This window comes from Paenibacillus sp. UMB4589-SE434 (assembly GCF_030226685.1).
GTDB lineage: Bacteria > Bacillota > Bacilli > Paenibacillales > Paenibacillaceae > Paenibacillus_B.
Genome location: NZ_JASOYK010000001.1, coordinates 1,982,007 through 2,001,876, shown reverse-complemented (window position 1 = coordinate 2,001,876; position 19,870 = coordinate 1,982,007). Strand labels below are relative to the sequence as shown.

Annotated in this window: 15 protein-coding genes; all 15 read left to right on the top strand. The window is 48.3% G+C overall.

The window, feature by feature from the left end; all coding sequences use genetic code 11:
* The first annotated feature begins 135 nt into the window (after positions 1–135).
* The 15 genes from QP775_RS08285 (at position 136) to pknB (ending at position 19,869) form a co-directional block, all read left to right on the top strand.
* Entirely contained in the window at positions 136–2,946 is a 2,811-nt protein-coding gene (locus tag QP775_RS08285) for a calcium-translocating P-type ATPase, SERCA-type (RefSeq protein ID WP_285105110.1), read from the top strand.
* A gap of 206 nt (positions 2,947–3,152) precedes the next feature.
* Positions 3,153–3,998: a diaminopimelate epimerase gene (dapF, locus tag QP775_RS08280; RefSeq protein ID WP_239328360.1), complete on the top strand. Its 846-nt coding sequence runs from the start codon at positions 3,153–3,155 to the stop codon at positions 3,996–3,998.
* A 203-nt stretch (positions 3,999–4,201) separates the two neighbouring features.
* On the top strand, positions 4,202–6,121 hold the full coding sequence (locus tag QP775_RS08275) for a bifunctional homocysteine S-methyltransferase/methylenetetrahydrofolate reductase (RefSeq protein ID WP_285105106.1): 1,920 nt from the start codon (positions 4,202–4,204) through the stop codon (positions 6,119–6,121).
* Between the two features lie 32 nt (positions 6,122–6,153).
* Complete coding sequence (locus QP775_RS08270; protein WP_285105103.1) at positions 6,154–7,038, top strand: YicC/YloC family endoribonuclease; 885 nt, start codon at positions 6,154–6,156, stop codon at positions 7,036–7,038.
* A 32-nt stretch (positions 7,039–7,070) separates the two neighbouring features.
* Complete coding sequence (gene remA, locus QP775_RS08265; RefSeq protein ID WP_005548256.1) at positions 7,071–7,331, top strand: extracellular matrix/biofilm regulator RemA; 261 nt, start codon at positions 7,071–7,073, stop codon at positions 7,329–7,331.
* Between the two features lie 13 nt (positions 7,332–7,344).
* Positions 7,345–7,911, top strand: a complete 567-nt coding sequence (gmk, locus tag QP775_RS08260) for a guanylate kinase (RefSeq protein ID WP_239328708.1) — start codon at positions 7,345–7,347, stop codon at positions 7,909–7,911.
* An 82-nt stretch (positions 7,912–7,993) separates the two neighbouring features.
* Complete coding sequence (gene rpoZ, locus QP775_RS08255; protein WP_028545060.1) at positions 7,994–8,200, top strand: DNA-directed RNA polymerase subunit omega; 207 nt, start codon at positions 7,994–7,996, stop codon at positions 8,198–8,200.
* Between the two features lie 416 nt (positions 8,201–8,616).
* Positions 8,617–9,873, top strand: coding sequence for a bifunctional phosphopantothenoylcysteine decarboxylase/phosphopantothenate--cysteine ligase CoaBC (gene coaBC / locus QP775_RS08250; RefSeq protein ID WP_285105100.1), 1,257 nt, complete (start codon positions 8,617–8,619; stop codon positions 9,871–9,873).
* Positions 9,860–12,577, top strand: coding sequence for a primosomal protein N' (gene priA, locus QP775_RS08245; RefSeq protein WP_285105097.1), 2,718 nt, complete (start codon positions 9,860–9,862; stop codon positions 12,575–12,577). The genes coaBC and priA overlap by 14 nt, the downstream gene beginning before the upstream one ends.
* A 192-nt stretch (positions 12,578–12,769) precedes the next feature.
* Positions 12,770–13,246 carry a peptide deformylase gene (def, locus tag QP775_RS08240; protein WP_239328356.1) on the top strand — a complete coding sequence of 159 codons (477 nt, stop codon included), beginning with the start codon at positions 12,770–12,772 and terminating at the stop codon, positions 13,244–13,246.
* 4 nt (positions 13,247–13,250) lie between these two features.
* Positions 13,251–14,213, top strand: a complete 963-nt coding sequence (gene fmt, locus QP775_RS08235) for a methionyl-tRNA formyltransferase (RefSeq protein ID WP_285105092.1) — start codon at positions 13,251–13,253, stop codon at positions 14,211–14,213.
* On the top strand, positions 14,210–15,598 hold the full coding sequence (rsmB, locus tag QP775_RS08230; protein ID WP_285105090.1) for a 16S rRNA (cytosine(967)-C(5))-methyltransferase RsmB: 1,389 nt from the start codon (positions 14,210–14,212) through the stop codon (positions 15,596–15,598). Before fmt ends, rsmB begins: the two co-directional genes overlap by 4 nt.
* 223 nt (positions 15,599–15,821) lie before the next feature.
* Positions 15,822–16,874: a dual-specificity RNA methyltransferase RlmN gene (gene rlmN / locus QP775_RS08225; protein ID WP_285105087.1), complete on the top strand. Its 1,053-nt coding sequence runs from the start codon at positions 15,822–15,824 to the stop codon at positions 16,872–16,874.
* A gap of 5 nt (positions 16,875–16,879) precedes the next feature.
* Positions 16,880–17,647: a Stp1/IreP family PP2C-type Ser/Thr phosphatase gene (locus QP775_RS08220; protein ID WP_239328353.1), complete on the top strand. Its 768-nt coding sequence runs from the start codon at positions 16,880–16,882 to the stop codon at positions 17,645–17,647.
* Positions 17,644–19,869: a Stk1 family PASTA domain-containing Ser/Thr kinase gene (pknB, locus tag QP775_RS08215; RefSeq protein WP_285105084.1), complete on the top strand. Its 2,226-nt coding sequence runs from the start codon at positions 17,644–17,646 to the stop codon at positions 19,867–19,869. Before QP775_RS08220 ends, pknB begins: the two co-directional genes overlap by 4 nt.
* The last annotated feature ends 1 nt before the right edge of the window (position 19,870 follow it).

Genomic DNA, 19,870 nt, shown 5'->3' with positions numbered 1-19,870 from the left:
TCCGAATAACTTTAATCTAAAGGCTGTCCGTATGAGCACTTGAATGGTTCCTCACGGGTTACTACGCTGTTCAAGAATATTGGATTCACACGAAATCATCGGTGCAGCACAATTGGGTAGAAAGGGGAACGGAACATGGAACAAATCAAGTGGCACCGGCTGACGTGTACACAACTGCTGGATACGCTGGGCGTCCACGCAGACCAAGGAATCACAGAAGAAGAAGCCGCACAACGTCAAGACCGCTATGGAGCTAACGAACTGTCGGAAGGTAAGCGAATATCCCCCTTGGCTTTATTTTTGAATCAGTTTAAAGATTTTATGGTACTTGTCCTGGCGGGGGCGACACTTGTATCCGGTATGCTTGGCGAATATCTGGATGCAGTGACGATTATCGCCATTATCATTTTGAACGGGGTGCTTGGCTTCGTCCAGGAGTTCCGAGCGGAGCGCTCGCTTCGTGCACTGAAGCAGTTATCAGCCCCGATAGCCAAAGTGATTCGCTCTGGTCAACTACAGCATCTTCCAGCAAGAGAGCTTGTACCTGGGGATATAGTCGTGTTGGAGAGTGGAGATCGTGTGCCTGCTGATATTCGTTGGTTGGAAACGAATAGTTGTTATGTCGAGGAATCGGCTTTAACAGGTGAATCTGTGCCAGTTAATAAGCATTTTGAGGCCATCAATCGGGATGATATTCCACTGGGTGATATGAAAAATATCGGCTTTATGGGTACGATGATGTCCCGCGGCACGGCCAGAGGGATCGTTGTACGGACAGGCATGGACACGGAGATGGGCAAGATTGCGCATTTGATCGAGAGCACGGAGTCGATGGAGACACCGCTGCAGCACCGTTTGGAACAATTGGGTAAAATTTTGATTATCGTAGCTTTGGTACTAACCATTATGGTTGTTGTGGCAGGTATTATGCATGGTCAACCAGCTCTTGGCATGTTTTTGGCTGGCGTAAGTCTTGCGGTTGCAGCCATTCCTGAAGGTTTGCCTGCCATTGTAACCATTGCACTGGCTCTTGGGGTGCAGCGGATGATCAAGCGTAAAGCGATTGTGCGCAAATTGCCATCTGTTGAGACATTGGGTTGCGCATCTGTCATTTGTTCTGACAAGACAGGAACACTGACGCAAAACAAGATGACGGTCACCAATTTGTGGCTTGGCGGCCGAACGCTTGAGGTGAGCGGTGAGGGGTATGAGCCAATCGGTCATATTTCGGAACAAGGCCAACCGTTGGACTTGAAAAATGACCAGCAGCTTCGTCGCCTGCTGCAAATTAGTGCGTTATGTAACAATGCGGTGCTTGATGAGGTTTATCCAGAGGAAGCGGAAATGGAGAAGTCGGGTAAAGGCGCGAAACGAAAGGGACGAGATGATGTTCAGCCTGTGTGGGGCATTAAGGGAGATCCCACAGAAGGAGCTCTGCTTGTTATGGCGGCCAAGCTGGGCGTGACGGCGTCTTCAATTGGCAGCGCCTATCAGCGCGTACAGGAGCTTCCGTTTGATTCGGAACGGAAACGTATGTCTGTAGTTGTTGAGCATCAGGGTGGCAGCATACTGTTCACAAAAGGCGCGCCAGACGTACTAATGGATCGGTGCGCGTATGTATTATGGGATGGTAAAGTGGTTCCCTTTACAGGCAGTCTCAAGCAGAAAGCTCAGGCTGCTAATGAGCAGATGGCGAAGCAAGCACTGCGTGTGCTTGGCACAGCTTATCGTGAGTTAAAGCCGAGTGAACAGGTTGACAACGAGAATGCTGTAGAATCTCAACTTATTTTTGTTGGGTTGGCCGGTATGATGGATCCACCGCGGCGCGAAGTGCGTGATGCGATCAGCCAATGCCGTAGGGCAGGTATTAAAACGGTGATGATCACTGGGGATCATCAATTGACTGCCGAGGCTATCGCAGGTCAGCTAGGCATTATGCCGAAGGGGGGTATCGCAGTAAATGGTGCGCAGTTAGCCCATATGACAGATGACGACCTGGACAAAGTTGTCGATCAGATTTATGTGTACGCGCGTGTATCACCGGAGCATAAGCTGCGTATTGTGAAGTCGCTGCAGCGACAAGGACATGTCGTAGCGATGACGGGGGACGGTGTCAATGACGCACCTGCTATTAAAGCGGCAGATATCGGCATTGCAATGGGGATAACCGGCACCGATGTGACAAAGGAGGCTTCCTCCCTTATTTTAAGTGATGATAATTTTGCGACAATTGTCTCTGCGATTGAAGAAGGTAGAGGAATCTACGAAAATATTCGCAAGTTTATCCGTTATTTGCTCGCGTCCAACGTTGGTGAAATATTAGTGATGTTCTTTGCGATGATGCTAGGACTGCCGCTGCCGCTCATTCCGATTCAAATATTGTGGGTTAACCTAGTGACGGATGGTTTGCCGGCAATGGCACTTGGTGTAGATCAAGCAGAGAAAGACTTGATGGAGCATCGACCGCGTTCTGCAAAGGAAAACATATTTGCAAGACGGCTTGGCTGGAAGATTATTAGCCGCGGCTTGCTGATCGGTGTCTGTACGCTGGCAGCTTTCTGGATGACGCTTAAAGCCAATCCAGATAGCGCTGAGCAGTTGATGAAGGCGCAGACGGTTGCTTTTGCGACGCTGGTCATGGCTCAGCTTATTCATGTGTTTGATTGCCGCAGCTCACGTTCTATCTTCCATCGTAATTTGTTCCAGAATAAATATTTGGTGCTGGCTGTCCTCTCATCCGTGCTGCTTTTGCTGGGCGTATTGTACATTGAGCAGCTTCAGCCTATATTTAAAACCGTTCCGCTAGGCTTGCGTGATTGGGCCATCACATTTGTAATGGCTGGAATTCCAACTTTCTTGCTTGGCATCGGCTCTGTAATGTCTGGCAAGAAGTCGACCAATAGACGGAGAAAGGCGACTTATCCACCGCGCCGCCGTGCTGCTTAGGTGTTCGTTGGTCTGTTCATTTTTACGTGATAAAGTGCAAACATTTTTTCAGTTCATCAATATACATTTTTGTCCTTTTACGGTATCCTTACTTTATAAGTTGCATATCTAGTTATCTGATGTGAATAGGGGAGATTAATCTCTTCTGCTTTAAGTAAGGGGAGACACATTGACGATTTGCGGCGAAGTAGAAGGAGTGACAGTCGATGCAGTTTACGAAGATGAACGGTCTTGGAAATGACTTTATCGTGGTACATGGCGAACAAGCGCTGCCTGATCAAGTATCGCAGCTTGCGATAGAGACTTGCAACCGATTCTTCGGTATTGGTGCTGATGGTCTCGTATATATTCTTCCATCTGAGCGTGCCGACTTTAAGATGCGAATCATTAATTCTGACGGTACAGAAGCTGAACAGTGCGGCAATGCGATTCGTTGTGTAGCCAAATACGTAGCAGATCGCGGATATGTAACATCAGACGAGCTAACAATTGAGACAATCGGCGCAGGTGTACAGCGGGTTCAGCTCAATACAGATAACGGGATCGTGCAATCTGTACGAGTCGATATGGGTTCACCGATTTTGGATGGCCTCCAAATACCCACTACAATCGATGCTAAGCCAGTGGTGAACATGCCGGTTGAAGTGGCTGGTCATACGTTTCATTTTACAGCGGTGTCGATGGGCAATCCCCATTGTGTGATCTACGTAGAGGATGCCACTACTTTTGATGTTCAGCAGTGGGGGCCTGTATTGGAACGGCATCCACTATTCCCGCGCAAGATCAACGTTGAATTTGCTTCCGTTCAGCGTCGTGACTTTGTGGATATGCGGGTGTGGGAACGTGGTGCGGGACCAACACTTGCTTGTGGAACAGGCGCTTGTGCGACACTTGTAGCAAGCGTACTGAACGGCAAAACCGAGCGTGAAGCCACGATATCGCTAGCTGGCGGAGATTTGTTTATCGAATGGAATGAGCAGGATAATCATGTCTATATGACTGGACCTGCTGAAATTGTATTTACAGGTCAATGGGTAAAAGGAAATCTTTAAAAAAATAGATGAATACTAGGCTTTTTTTAACGCATTTTTGGGAATAAAGCGGTATAATGGAAAGAAGTCAAGCAGCTAGAAGGTTGAATCATGGATTCCAGTTCTAGTTGTCTGATGTTGCATGAGAAGCGTGACGCCCCGCTCGGGGCGTCTTTTGTTCATAAATAAACAGGTATCCAATAGTGTGGAGTGGGGTGGCTCATATGATAGGGAAACTGAAGGACTTAAGACAAGCTGTGCAGCAGGGTATTGTAGTTGGTGACGGTGCTATGGGAACGTATCTATATCATTTTGGTTACCCGGTCGGGATTTCTTATGAAGCGCTTAACATTACGGAAGCTGACGTTATCCGTAACATTCATCGCGAGTATGTAGAGGCAGGGGCGCAGCTATTAGAGACCAATACCTTTACAGCGAACCGAGAAAAATTGTATAAGCATGGACTGGAATCTAAAGTCAAAGATATTAATAGAGCAGGCGTTCGCTTGGCGCGTGAAGCGGCTCAAGGTAAAGCCTATGTAGTCGGTGCTCTCGGCTCCATTCGTGCGGGTAAGCGAGAAAATATTCACACCTCACTTGTAGCGCGAGATTACGAGGAGCAAATCTCAGCCATGCTGGAAGAAGGCGTGGATGGTATTATGTTTGAGACCTTCTATGACCTGGAAGAAATGAGATTGGCATTACAAATTACACGTCGCTTGGACGCGCAAGTTCCGACAGTTTGTCAATTCGCAGTAGAAGAATCTTATCGTACCAAGGATGGATTTACGCTCGCAGAGGCGTTCCGTGTACTGCGTGAAGACGGGGCGGACATTGTCGGCCTGAACTGCCGTATGGGACCTAACGGTATATTACGTGCATTCGAAGCGGTGAATGGACGTGTCGGCCTGCCAATGTCTTCTTTCCCGAATGCAGGTCTTCCGGATTATGTAGACGGTCGCTATAACTTTGTCGCTTCCGCAGAGTACATGGCGCAAAGCGCGGTGGAGTTTGCTAAGCAAGGTGCCCGTATTATTGGCGGCTGCTGCGGTACTACTCCTAATCATATTCGAGCTATCGCTGATGCGCTAAGTCAGGTGAAGGCTGAAGAGCTTCCTGATATAAGCCTAATGGTAGAGGACGAGACGACCATAGAAAGTGGATCTGCGCTGGAAGTCAGCGGGACTGTGTCCACCCAAGATCGTAATGATGGCGCACAGCGCGAAGACAGTATTGTGGATCTGGTCGCGAAGCGTCATACCGTTATTGTCGAGCTTGACCCGCCACGTGATCTGGATACCGCCAAGTTTATGAAAGGCGCGCATGCGCTAAAGCTTGCGGGTGCGGATGCTGTTACGTTGGCAGACAACTCACTTGCAGTGACTCGAATGAGCAATCTGGCGCTTGGCCATTTAATTCAGAAGGAAGCGCAGATTCGACCTTTAATTCATATCGCATGTCGTGACCGCAACTTGATCGGTACACAATCACATATGATGGGATTGGATGCGCTTGATATTGATCATGTGCTTGCCGTCACCGGAGATCCTGCGCGCTTTGGAGATTTGCCTGACTCGAGTTCGGTGTACGATCTAACTTCATTTGAGATAATAAGAATGATTAAACAGCTAAACGCTGGGGTAGCGTTCTCAGGCAAGCCGCTCAAGCAGCGCGCTAACTTTGTTGTTGGAGCTGCATTTAACCCCAACGTGAAGTATTTGGAGAAAGCGGTTGACCGTCTCGAACGCAAAATTGAAGCCGGGGCAGATTATATTATGACCCAACCTGTGTATGACGTTGAACTGATCGCTCGAATTGGCGAGCTTACGCGTCACTTGAATATTCCGATCTTTATTGGGATTATGCCGCTTGCAAGTGGAAGGAATGCAGAGTATCTTCACAACGAGGTGCCAGGCATTACGTTATCGAATGAGGTTCGTGCCCGCATGGCTGGGCTAGAGGGTGCGGCTGGGCGAAAGGTCGGAGTTGAGATTGCCAAAGAACTGCTCGACGAAGCCATGAAACATTTTAATGGGATTTATTTGATTACTCCTTTTATGTTCTATGAGATGACAGTAGAATTAACATCCTATGTATGGGAAAAAGCGGAACGCCCGGCCGACCCCTTGTTTCGACTAACATAATGAATTAGAATAGAATAATGGATGTGGTTCCGATGGTTTTCAGTATGACCGGATATGGTCAGTCCACCCAAGAAATCGGTGGATATAAGATTAGTATGGAAATGAAATCCGTAAATCATCGATACAGCGAGATCGTGGTTCGAATGCCGCGGGAATGGACTTGTTATGAAGATCGGCTGCGTCGTATGGTGCAGCAGCGAATCGTTCGCGGTCGTGTAGATGTCTTTATTAACAAAGAGCGTGCAGGCGAATCCACAAGTTCGGTTGAAATCAACATGCAAGTTGTTGATGCATACATGCAAGCAGCTGAGCAGCTTCGTCAGAAGTACGGCATGTCTGGTCATGTAGATGTGAATGAATTGCTCCGTCTACCGGATGTGATGACGGTTCGTGAAGTGACGACTTGGTCTGATGAACAGCTGCAAGCTTGCTTGGAGGACGGATTAAGCGAAGCATTGGAAGGTCTATGTCGGATGCGTGCAATAGAAGGCAGTCACTTGGAGCAGGATACCAAGGAAAGACTGGCCCGTCTTGAAGCCATTCATACTGAACTAGTAGAATGGGCGCCGGTAGTAGTAACAGATTATCGGGCGAAGCTGAAGCAGAGACTCGAGCAGTTGGCGGATCAGCATCTTACGTTTGATGATGCGAAGTACGGTATGGAGGTCGCGATTTTTGCGGAGCGCTCCAACGTCGATGAAGAACTAACCAGGCTGAAGAGTCATTTACAGCAATTCAACCAACTGCTCTCCAGCAACGAACCGATTGGACGGAAACTTGATTTCCTGATACAGGAGATGAATCGCGAAACGAACACGATAGGTTCAAAGGCGAATCATCTGGAACTGGTCAATCGGGTAGTAGAGATGAAGGCAGAGTTAGAGAAGATTCGCGAGCAAGTAGCGAACATGGAGTAACATGGAGCGTCGAATTAGAGGGAGGACCAGGAATGGCAATTAAGCTGATTAATATCGGTTTTGGTAACATCGTATCTGCCAACCGCATTATTTCGATTGTGAGTCCGGAATCGGCTCCGATCAAGCGTATTATCCAAGAAGCACGTGACCGTCATATGCTGATCGACGCGACTTACGGACGACGTACGCGCGCGGTTATCATTACGGACAGCGACCATGTCATTTTATCGGCGGTTCAACCGGAGACGGTGGCTCATCGCTTATCAACGAAGGATGACGACAACGACGAATAAAATGGAGAAGAACATGAAGAAGGGTTTATTGATTGTGCTGTCCGGTCCATCCGGTGTTGGAAAAGGGACGGTATGTAAAGCATTGCTGAAGAAGACATCGAATCTGACGTATTCGGTGTCCGCTACAACTCGCCAGCCTCGTCTTGGCGAAGTAGATGGCGTGAATTATTTCTTTAAGTCACGTGATCACTTCCTCCGTATGATCGAAGAGGATGCTCTTCTGGAGTACGCAGAATACGTCGGTAACTATTACGGAACACCACGTGACTTCGTCGACACGACATTGGAGCAAGGTAAAGATATTATTCTTGAGATTGAAGTGCAGGGCGCACTGAAGGTCAAGGAGAAGTTTCCGGACGGTATTTTTATTTTCCTCTTGCCACCGTCGCTGGACGAGCTTAAGGATCGAATTATTGGTCGTGGTACGGAAAATGAAACGGTTATCGACCATCGTATGAATGTAGCGATTGAAGAGATCGCGTTAATGGAGCATTATGATTATGCTGTCGTTAACGATGAGATCGACATGGCTTGCAAACGTATAGAAAGTATTATTATAGCCGAACATTGTAAAATTTAAGTCTACCGCGTAGACTTTAGGAAGGCGCACTTTTCAAGTGTGCCTTCTCACGGTTTGAATTTGCCAAAAGGGGTGCGGAACTATGTTATATCCATCTATCGATGAATTGGTAAGAAAAGCCGACAGCAAGTATTCTTTGGTTGTTGCAGCTTCTCGTCGTGCACGTCAGCTTCGTGAAGGGGAGCGTTCGGAGTTGTTGCAGCCGAAATCTCACAAATATGTAGGGATGGCGCTCGAAGAAATTTACGATGAATTTATTCGTATCGAGCAGGACCCGCAACAGCAATAAAGCTGCAGGAGCATCGCGTATTGAATCACCTGCGGGAGATTCAGTAGGCGATGCTCTCGCATGTATGATGGCATGGTACAATAGGACAGGCTTATTGCCCAGAAATGGTTCAATGAACGTCAAGGCACCATTAACGCTTAATCGGCTTGTTACATAGCAGTGCAGGATGCCTTGTTATACATGTGCTGTTCCTACGGCACTTATGATGGAGAACATTAAACAACCGCAAGGTTGTTATTTTTTTCATATGGACGATTGTTCTTTAACCAGGTTGGCTTATAGAGTGTCGAGTTTATAAATAACTGTTGCATTTGCAGACAGTGGTTTATGCAACTAGTGATATATACAACTAATAGTGATTTATCGAGTATTGGTGTACAGCTTGAAGAGATTTAGATCACGAAAGGCGGGAGCTTATGTTGCACGGGAAGACGATTGTGCTGGGCATAACCGGAGGGATTGCGGCCTATAAAGCGGCAGCGCTTTGCAGCAAGCTGACTCAAGCGGGAGCTGCAGTCCATGTTATCATGACAAAGAGCGCTACTCAGTTCATATCCGAGCTGACGCTGCAGACATTGTCGCGTCAGCCGGTGTACACGGACACCTTTGATGAACGTGATCCATCAGTTGTGTCGCACATCAATTTGGCCGATAGTGCGGATCTGTTTCTGATTGCCCCAGCAACCGCCAACATTATCGCAAAGATGACTTATGGTCTAGCTGACGATATGTTATCTACATCTTTACTGGCGACAACCGCGCCGATTATGGTTGCCCCGGCAATGAATGTTCATATGTATGCACATCCGGCTGTCCAGCAGAACTTGAATACGCTGCGTGAGCGAGGCGTATTTATGGTGGAGCCTGGCGAAGGACTGCTTGCCTGCGGATATGTAGGTAAAGGTCGCTTGGCGGAGCCGGAATACATCGTTGAACAAGTGGAACATTTTTTTTCTAGCAGCGAAAAGCACATAAATGTTGATAGCACACAGCAAGAACAACAGAAGTCATTAACGGGCCGCTCAGTTATCGTTACTGCGGGCGGTACTATCGAACGAATCGATCCTGTGCGTTATATTACGAACGATTCATCGGGTAAGATGGGCTTTGCTGTAGCAGCGGCTGCACGCGACATGGGGGCTGAAGTTACTCTGATTGCGGGACAGACACAGGTCACACCTCCTGAGGGGGTACACCTGGTCCGAGTAGAATCTACACAAGATATGTATGATGCTGTCTTGGATCTATTCCCGACTGCTGATGTTGTCGTGAAGGCTGCAGCAGTAGCGGACTATAAACCTGTCGTACGTGCAGATAGGAAAATGAAGAAAACAGCTGACAAGTTGATGCTGGAATTAGAGCGCAATCCGGATATATTGGCAACGCTTGGCGAACAGAAACAGCAGCAAGTGTTAATCGGGTTCGCCGCCGAGACGAATGATGTACAGCGATATGCAATGGATAAGCTGCATCGCAAGAATTGTGATCTTATTGTAGCCAATGACGTGTCTCGCGATGATGCAGGCTTTGGAACAGACAATAATGAAGTACAAATATATGATCGTAATGGCCTTGTAGAGTCTATTGCGTTGACCTCAAAGTCAGCAATCGCCCATCGCATAATGGAACTGGCTGTGGAACGCATCGTACAAGAGGTGCATGCGATTGAATGATGAACTCTTATTCAAGCAGGACTTCGATCAAGCTGCGGAAGTTAAAGACGAGGCGGATGAAGTAACTTGGATTGCGCGTGTCATTGTTGATATTCCCAGCAAGCAGACGAATCGTCCGTTTGATTATAGCGTTCCTGAATCGATGCGCCCTTGGTTAGAAGTGGGCAGCCGTGTAGGCGTTCCTTTCGGGCCAAGAACTGTGCAGGGTTTTGTGATTGGGCTGACAGTGGGCTCGGATATTCCTTCTGCCCGGTTAAAGGCTGTTCAGCAAGTACTTGATCTAGTCCCGCCATTACCTGCGGACTTAGTCATGCTGGCGGAATGGATGAGCCATCGATATGTGTGTACACATACGGCAGCACTACAAGTTATGATTCCTAGTGCTTTAAAAGGGAAGAGTGAAAAAGCGCTTCGTCTTGGAGAAGAAGCGCGGGCTTACCTGTCCTCAACCAGATCTCAATTGATGGATTGGGAAGATGAAGGGCCTAATGAATCGATAATCAGCGAAGAATCAATGGGGATCCGAGATGCTGGGGACCAGCATGGTGTTGGAGACCAGACGCTAATCGGGTGGCTTTCGCAGTCGATGCTAGACGAGCCGACTGTAAGAAGGCTTCTTCATTATGTAAAGGAACACGAACCTGTAGTTACAGATAAACTATTGCAGGCCTATCCCTATGCGGCAAGAGCGATCAAGGCTTCGTTACTTGCCGGATGGTTAGTCGAGACGGAACGTATTAAAGATCGCATCGGAGTCAAGAAACTAAAGCGAGTAATGCTTCAAGTGTCGTCTATTGAAGCGGAATCATTTCTGGCGTCGCTAAAAGCTAAGCGGCAGCGAGAGACCATGGAAGCGCTGCTGTTGATGGATGGAGAAATGCCGCTTAAAGACTTAAACGCTGCGGCCGTTAAAGCACTTGCTGACAAAGGTATTGTCGCAATAGATGAAGTTGAGGTACTGCGAGACCCTTACGCAGATCGAAGATTTAAGCCGTCAGATCCTTTGCCATTGATGGAAGAGCAACAATCCGTGTTCAATCAGTTGGCACTGGCGCTGGAGGAAGGCAAAGCCCGTTCTTTCTTGCTGCACGGTGTTACCGGGAGCGGGAAGACGGAAGTATATTTACAAGCGATTGAACGGAGTCTAAAAGCCGGTAAAGAGGCGATCGTGCTTGTACCTGAAATATCGTTGACTCCTCAGATGGTAGAGCGGTTTAAGGGCAGATTCGGCTCAAGGGTAGCCGTTATGCACAGTCGTCTCTCTCAGGGAGAGCGGTATGATGAATGGCGCAAGATTAGAGAAGGTCGAGTACAGGTAGCGATTGGCGCACGATCAGCTGTATTTGCTCCTTTTCGACATATAGGTCTTATTATTATTGATGAGGAACACGAAACCTCTTACAAGCAGGAAGAAACGCCAAAGTATCATGCTCGTGATGTAGCAATTGAGCGTGCCAGATTACACGATGCTGTGGTGGTGCTTGGTTCAGCTACGCCTTCCATGGAATCCTATTATGCTGCGAAGATGGATCGATATGATGACATTCCGCAAGGGTTAGAACGACCAAGATGGAAGCTTGCACCACTTGCGATGCCTACTCGTGTAGAGGGGAGGGAACTGCCTCCCGTCACAATAGTTGATATGCGCGAGCAGCTTAAAGTGGGCAACCGTTCCATGTTCAGCCAGCAGTTAGAAGCGGCGTTGGAAGCAAGATTGGAGCGAGAAGAGCAGACTGTGTTGCTCTTGAATCGGCGGGGTTACTCTACATTTGTAATGTGCCGAACGTGTGGGTACGTAGCCCAATGTCCAGAATGTGACATCTCTCTGACCTATCATATGAAGACAGAGCACATGCGCTGCCATTATTGTGGTTATACAGAGCGAGCGCCTTCCGTTTGCCCATCCTGCGAAAGTGAGCATATCCGCTTCTTTGGAACCGGTACACAGCGGGTAGAAGAACAGTTGGCGCGTCGTTTCCCAGGTATTCGAGTCATTCGTATGGATGTGGATACGACAACTGAGAAGGGATCGCATGAGCGGATGCTGCAGCAGTTCCGTGAACGGCGTGCTGATGTACTGCTTGGTACGCAGATGGTTGCTAAAGGATTAGATTTTCCTTACGTCACGCTTGTAGGTGTCATTGCGGCTGATTCTGCATTGCATATGCCGGACTTTAGAGCGGCTGAGAAGACATTCCAACTGCTTACGCAAGTTGCTGGTCGTGCAGGCAGGCATCATCTTCCAGGTGAGGTTGTCGTACAGACGTATGCGCCTGAGCACTATTCGATCATCCATGCGTCGCAGCATGATTACAGCGGCTTTGCATCTGATGAGCTTCGTCATCGCCGGACTCAGCTCGTGCCGCCATTTTGTCGTCTCGCGCTGCTCACGATGACACATGAACAGCTCCCGCTGCTAGTTAGAGCTGCAGAGAACGCGGCGATTCGAATCAAGGAGCTAGCGGAACGTCAAGGGTGGCTGAAGCCGCTGCACACTACAGCAAAAGCTGTTGACGTATTTGGTCCAGTCGCGTCTCCAATACCGCGCATTAAGAACAAATACAGGTTCCAATGTACTGTCAAATGCAAGGGAGACATCGATTTGTCGGCTTTAATGGCCGAAGTGCTTGTAACGCTTGAACCCATGTCGCGTGAGCAAGGAGTCTTGTTTAGCGTGGACATAGATCCGCAGATGATGATGTAATGAGCGTGGAGTTATTGAATTATGCTATATTTGATTTAAATTTGATTTAAACCTAGATTTAAAGTCTAAGGTTGATCGCCTGTTATCCACACGGGTAATGTAAACTGGGGTTATTCAATGATAACTGCTCATATATGCCCATATAGATAGGGGTATAACGTAAATAGATCATTAAAAGGACGGTGCTTTAACATGGCAATTCGTATTATTGTACACGAACCGGATCCGGTTCTCCATGAAGTGGCTAAAGAAGTAACCAAATTTAACGCAAATCTGCACAAGCTTCTCGACGATATGGCAGATACGATGTACGATGCGGAAGGTGTGGGGCTGGCTGCTCCGCAAATCGGCGTATTAAAGCGCGTGATCGTTGTGGATGTCGGAGACGATAACGGACTTATTGAAATGGTAAATCCAGAGCTGATTGAGATGGAAGGGGAACAACTCGGTCCAGAAGGATGTCTGAGTATTCCCGGTTTAAACGGTGATGTGCGACGTCACCAGAAGATTAAAGTAAAGGGCTTGGATCGCAACGGTGAAGTGTTCGAAATGATTGCAGAAGACTTCCTGGCACGAGCATTCCAACATGAAATTGACCATCTGAACGGTATTCTGTTTACGTCGATAGCGGACAGTGTATATGAAATTCAGCGTCAAGGCAAGGAGTAGTCGCATGACAAAAATCGTATTTATGGGTACACCGCAATTTGCGGTGCCTTCCCTGGAAATGCTGCTCGCCGAGGGATACGAAGTGGCAGCGGTTGTTACCCAGCCGGATCGTCCCGTGGGCCGCAAGCGGGTGCTGACACCGACTCCAGTCAAGCAGGCGGCACTGGATAAGGGGATAACTACGGTATGGCAGCCAGAGAAGCTCCGTACCTCTGAGACTATTGAGCATATTCGCGAATTGGCTCCTGATCTGATCGTAACGGCGGCTTATGGACAGATTCTACCGAAGGTGCTGCTCGATATTCCGCGTTTAGGCTGTATTAATGTACACGGATCACTGCTGCCGGGCTATCGCGGTGGAGCGCCAATTCAACGTTCCATCATGAATGGTGAGCCAAAGACCGGCGTCACGATTATGTACATGGCGGAAGGCATGGATACTGGTGATATGATCAGCCGTGTAGAAGTGCCGATTACTGATGCTGACAACGCAGGGACTATGTTCGATAAGCTTAGTGCCGAAGGTGCCGAGCTGCTGCGTCGTACCTTGCCTGAGCTGCTTGCTGGTCATGTACAAGCAGAAGCTCAGGATGAAACGCTGGCGACATATGCACCGAATTTGAAGCGAGAAGATGAAAGATTGGATTGGACTCGCTCTACGCGTGAGTTGTTTAATCAGGTTAGAGGTCTTGTTCCTTTCTCTGGTGCTTTCACAACCTGGAACGAAGAAGTATTTAAGGTGTGGGCGACGGCAGTTCCTGTAACTTCAGATGCAAAAAGCAGCATTGCTGCTGGGCTGGATGTAGTACCCGGCACTGTGTTGACGGTGAGCGAAGAAGGAATCGAAGTAAAGACCGGCGACACTTCCATTTTCTTAACTGAAGTGCAGCCTGCGGGGAAAAAGGCGATGTCAGTTCGTGACTTTGTTCGTGGAGGCAAAATGACGCCAGGGACGGTGCTGTTGTGAGCCATAAAGGAACGGAAGTACGTCCTAGACGAAAGACAGCACGTGAGGTAGCACTTGATGTGCTGATCATGGTCGATAAAGAACAGTCTTATAGCAATTTGCAGCTCAATGAGGCGCTAAATGAAGCAAAGCTGGAACGTGTGGATGCGGGTCTGGCGACAGAGCTCGTGTATGGCACTATTCAGCGGCTCTACACGATAGATGGTGTGCTTGCGCGCAAAGTGTCCAAGGGCACGAGCAAGTTAAAACCTTGGATGCGCAACCTGCTCCGTATGAGCTTGTACCAATTGCAGTATTTGGATCGTATCCCTGCTCATGCAGCAGTTAATGAGGCTGTATCCATTGCCAAGCGACGTGGTCAACAAGCGATGGCCGGGTTTGTGAACGGGGTGCTGCGCGGGGTCATGCGTGATCCGCAAGTATGGGATGCACCTCAGAATGCCAATGCGGTTGAGCTTATCTCTTGGAATCATTCGCACCCGGAATGGCTTGTTGCTCGCTGGATTAAGGCTTATGGCGAGAAGGAGACTGCTAAAATGTGTGCTGCTAACAATGAAGCACCACATGCAAGCGGTCGAGTGAATCGTCTGCACGGTACTCGCGATCTGCTGCTCGAGGAGATGAGTGAGCTTGGATTGGAGGTTATGCCGTCCGCGCTTAGTCCTGACGGAATAATCGGGTACGGCGTTGGTAACTTAGCGCAGACCTCATGGTATCAGGATGGGAGGCTGTCGGTACAGGATGAAAGCTCCATGTTGGTGGTTGAGGCTGTGCGTCCAACAGCAGGCATGCGAGTACTGGACTGCTGTGCAGCCCCTGGTGGCAAGACGATGCATATTGCGGAGCGCATGGGCAATCAAGGTGAAATTGTCGCTAACGATGTACATGCGCACAAGATTGCACTTATTGCAGAGCAGGCGTCCCGCCTTGGCTTGTCTGCTGTACAAACGATCAATGTTGATGCGGCGACGTTAAGTCAAGAATTGCCTGAAGCGAGCTTTGACGTGGTTCTGCTTGACGCTCCTTGTACCGGCTTTGGTGTCATTCGCCGCAAACCGGACTTGAAGTGGCGCAAGGACGCACAAGATGTTGCTTCGATCTCAATCCTACAGAGCCGATTGATTCAGGAGGCTGCCAAGCTGGTTCGTCCAGGGGGCAGACTAGTATATTCCACTTGTACGATCGAGCGTGAGGAAAATGACGAGGTTGTAGGTCAGTTTCTTCAGCAGCATACGAATTGGAGCCTTGACGATTCGTGGAAGCTTCATTTGCCTGCGGACAAGCTTGCGGCTGCCCTTGAGCGCAGCGCGAAAGGGATGCTGCAGGTGCTGCCGCATGATGCTGATTCCGATGGTTTCTTTATCGCGTGTTTACAGCGCGACTAACAGGATACACAGTTACAGATAATACAAAGTTTACGATACGGAGAACCCGCGCTGTAAGGGACTGCATGGACCCTGTATGGTGCGGGTTTTGTTAGTTGGGCAGAGTTATTTTTGCAAACTTGCCATTTGTGGTAAAATAAATCGACTACAACGTTATAATGGGTGAGGTAGATCTTTCATATAATCGTTGTAAGCTATAACAGAATAGGTAGTGTGATAATTAATGAAACCATTTATATACGATCTGTCGTTCGACAAGCTGCAGGAGTGGCTGAAGGAGAACGATGAACCGGCGTTTCGTGCCGGGCAAATCTTTGACTGGATTTACGTGAAGCGAGTGACAGACTTTGAGCAGATGTCCAACCTGTCTAAATCACTGCGCACCAAGCTGAACGAGCAATTCCAATTTGTAACCCTTAAAGAAATAACCCATATGAAATCACAGGATGGAACGATTAAGTTCTTGTTTGGATTACATGACGATCATGCCATCGAAACAGTCGTTATGAAGCATAACTATGGCAACAGTGTTTGTGTGACGACGCAAGTGGGATGCCGGGTCGGATGTACGTTTTGTGCTTCTACTTTAGGGGGACTCAAGCGTAACCTTACAGCAGGGGAGATTGTAGCCCAAGTTGTTGCAGCGCAGAAAATATTGGATGAAACAAATGAGCGTGTGAGCAGTATCGTTATTATGGGCACAGGTGAACCATTTGAAAACTATGAAGCAACTATGGACTTTTTACGAATCATGATCTCGGAGAAAGGTCTTCATATTGGTCAGCGTCATATTACAGTGTCTACAAGCGGAATCGTGCCTAGTATTTATAAGTTTGCAGATGAGAACACGCAGATTAATCTGGCTATTTCGATTCATGCTCCTAACGACAAGCTGCGTTCTAAGCTGATGCCCGTTAACCGTCGTTTCCCGTTTGAGGATGTAATGAATTCGCTCAAATATTATCAGGACAAGACAGGCCGTCGGATTACGTTTGAATATGCGCTTATTGGCGGCGTCAACGATCAGGTGGAGCACGCTGAAGAGCTGGCTGATGTGTTGAAACGAATGGAAATGATGGCGCATGTCAACTTGATTCCGGTTAACTACGTCCCGGAGCGCGACTATGTTCGTACGCCTCGTAACGAAATATTTAAATTTTACAATACGCTTGTGGATAAAGGAATTAATGCGACGATTCGACGTGAGCAGGGTCACGATATCGCGGCGGCCTGTGGTCAGTTGCGTGCGAAGCATATGGAATCTAATGCGAGGTGATCATAATGAAAGCTGTAGATCGATCCGATATTGGGCTGATCCGGGCAGTAAATGAAGATCGTGCCTACACAGCTACACTTACGAACGGTTATACGCTCGCAATTGTAGCTGATGGTATGGGCGGACATCAGGCAGGAGATATCGCAAGTACCTTGGCGGTAGATACTGTTGTGAGGGAGCTATCCTCTTTACCGGAGCATTTAGAAGAGAAAGAACGCGGGCAGGCGCTAAAGCATGCTATTTTACGTGCCAACGACACGGTCTATCAGATTGCTTCTCAGGATGAAAAATACAACCATATGGGAACGACCATTGTGGCGGCTTTTTTGAAAGGGCAATCAGGTGTGATCGGTCATATTGGCGACAGCCGTGCTTACCTAATTAATCGGAACCGGATACAGCAATTAACGGAAGATCATTCCTTAGTCTATGAATTAATGAAGTCTGGTCAAATATCGGCGGAAGAAGCAGAGCGACACCCGAGACGGAATGTGTTGACTCGTGCGCTAGGCACCGATAACCAGGTGCAAGTAGATCTGAATGCATTAAAGTTGACCGAAGGGGAGTCACTGCTCTTATGCAGCGATGGTTTGACCAATATGGTGAGTGTATCTGATATTTGGTCTACTGTCATTGACCCGTCCTTACCGCTAGAAGTGAGAGCTGATCGTTTGATTGACCAGGCTATCGAAGCGGGCGGAGAGGACAACGTTACGGTTGTGCTCTTGCAAGGATCAGGTGCGGGCACCGAGAAAGAGGGGTGGAACGCATGATTGGCACTACGTTAGCTGGAAGATATGAGATTATCGCTCGCGTTGGCGGAGGCGGCATGGCATTGGTGTACAAGTCGCTTGACGTGCTGCTGAATCGTTATGTAGCAGTTAAAGTGCTGCGGCAGCAGTTTGTGCACGATGAGGAGTTTATTCGTCGTTTTCGCCGTGAGGCGCAATCTGCTGCTTCGCTGTCCCATCCTAACGTCGTCAGTGTGTATGACGTGGGGCAAGAAGAGGATATTCATTTTATCGTGATGGAGTACGTGGAAGGCTATAATCTGAATGAAATTATTAAAGAGCGGGCACCGTTGCAATCTGACGAAGCCGTGCGCATTGCCATGCAAATCTGCGATGCGCTTGATCACGCACACCATAACCATATTATTCATCGCGATATTAAACCGCATAATATATTAATTGGCAATAATGGCCGTATAAAAGTAACGGACTTTGGTATCGCACGAGCGGTTACTTCCTCTACGATCACACAGACTGGCTCTGTGGTCGGGTCTGTCCATTATTTTTCACCTGAGCATGCGAAAGGTGTCTCGACAGGGGAGAAGTCTGACTTATATTCTCTCGGTATCGTGTTATATCAAATGCTGACAGGCAAGCTTCCATTCCTTGGGGAAAGCCCGATCAGTGTGGCGTTAAAACATTTGCAGGAGCCTTTTGAAGAGCCGAGGCTTGTGAATCCGTTAATCCCGCAAAGTGTGGAAAATGTGATTTTGAAGTCCATGCGGAAAAACCCGATTGAGCGATACCAATCGGCGAAAGAAATGTTAAACGACCTGGACACTTGTCTTCAACCTGAGCGGATGTATGAGCCTAAAGTTACATTTGCGAACGGCGGTGCAATATTCGATGATGAGCAGGAAACGCGTGTAATGCCAGCCATTCGTCCTGACGTCTCTACTGGAGCGACAGAATATCAAGGTCCGGACAAGGATCGGTATGCCCCGTCTTATGACAAATCAAGAACAGCAGCACCTGGGAGTTTGTCTTCTCGTGCTAGTGGACGGGATGAGGGCGGCAGCAGCAAGCATGGCTCTAACAAGCCTCCTGTTAAGAAATGGGTGAAACCAACGATCTGGATTGGCTCAACGCTTGTATTTCTAGGCATCCTCATCAGTGTTGTGTTCTACGTCAAAAGCTTACTCGTTGTCGATGAGGTTAAACTCCCTGACCTAGTCAAGTTGACAGAGGAAGCGGCGCTGCAGGAGCTTGCTAAGATCGGCATTCATGCGGAGGACCCGATTATTAGAGAGCCTAAGGAAGGCTTTGCGAAAGGGATTGTATTTAACCAAAGCAAAGCGCAGGGGACAATGGTTAAGGAAGGATCATCGATTAAGTTGTATGTTAGTGAAGGTGAACCTGCCAAGTCGCTGCCGGATTTAAAAGGATTGACCTTTAACGATGCCGTGAAGAAGCTGCTGGAGATGGGCTTCGACAGTTCACGGATCTCAGAGAAACCTGTGTTTGATGAAGATGCGGAGATCGGTATTGTTGTGGGTATGGTGCCGGAGGCAGGAGCGAAGCTTGATCCCAGAACAGGGACGGTAAAGCTCAATGTCAGCAAGGGTAAGGAATCGTTTGGGATGCCAAATCTAGTAGGAATGACTAAAGATGCAGCGATTGCACAGATCGAAGCAAGCCAACTCAAGCTGGCTAAGGATGGTATTATTGAAGAGGCAAGCTTTGCGGCGCAGGGTTCTGTTATTAAGCAATATCCATATGAACCTAATGATCCTGTTATGAAGGGTGCTGAGGTGAAGATTTACGTTAGTTCTGGCTACCCTCCCGAAGCGATCAACTATACATTTAATTTGCCTGTAACTCCAGCGGAGGAAGGCAAGACAAGTACGATCCGCATTGTGTATACAGATGCGCGCGGCGAGAATATGGAGTGGGGCTCAAAGAAGATCAATACCACTCAAGTCTTCTCCATCCCGCTTGTGCTCGCTCCTAATAAGGATGGTGTAGTCTCATTACATCGTGATGGGAAGTTTGTAGATACGTATCCGATCTCATATTCGGACGCGAAGCAAGGTACGGTACCTATTCCAGAAGTGCATCCTGTTGATGGCAAACCAGATGACGGGGCAGGCCAAGCTGAAGAAGGTCATGGACAGCATGCAGAGGGCGGAGCGGGGCAAGGTAACGATTCTGGAGGCAATGCTGGAACTGATACTGGAACCGGCTCCGGAGCACATGGCGGTTAAG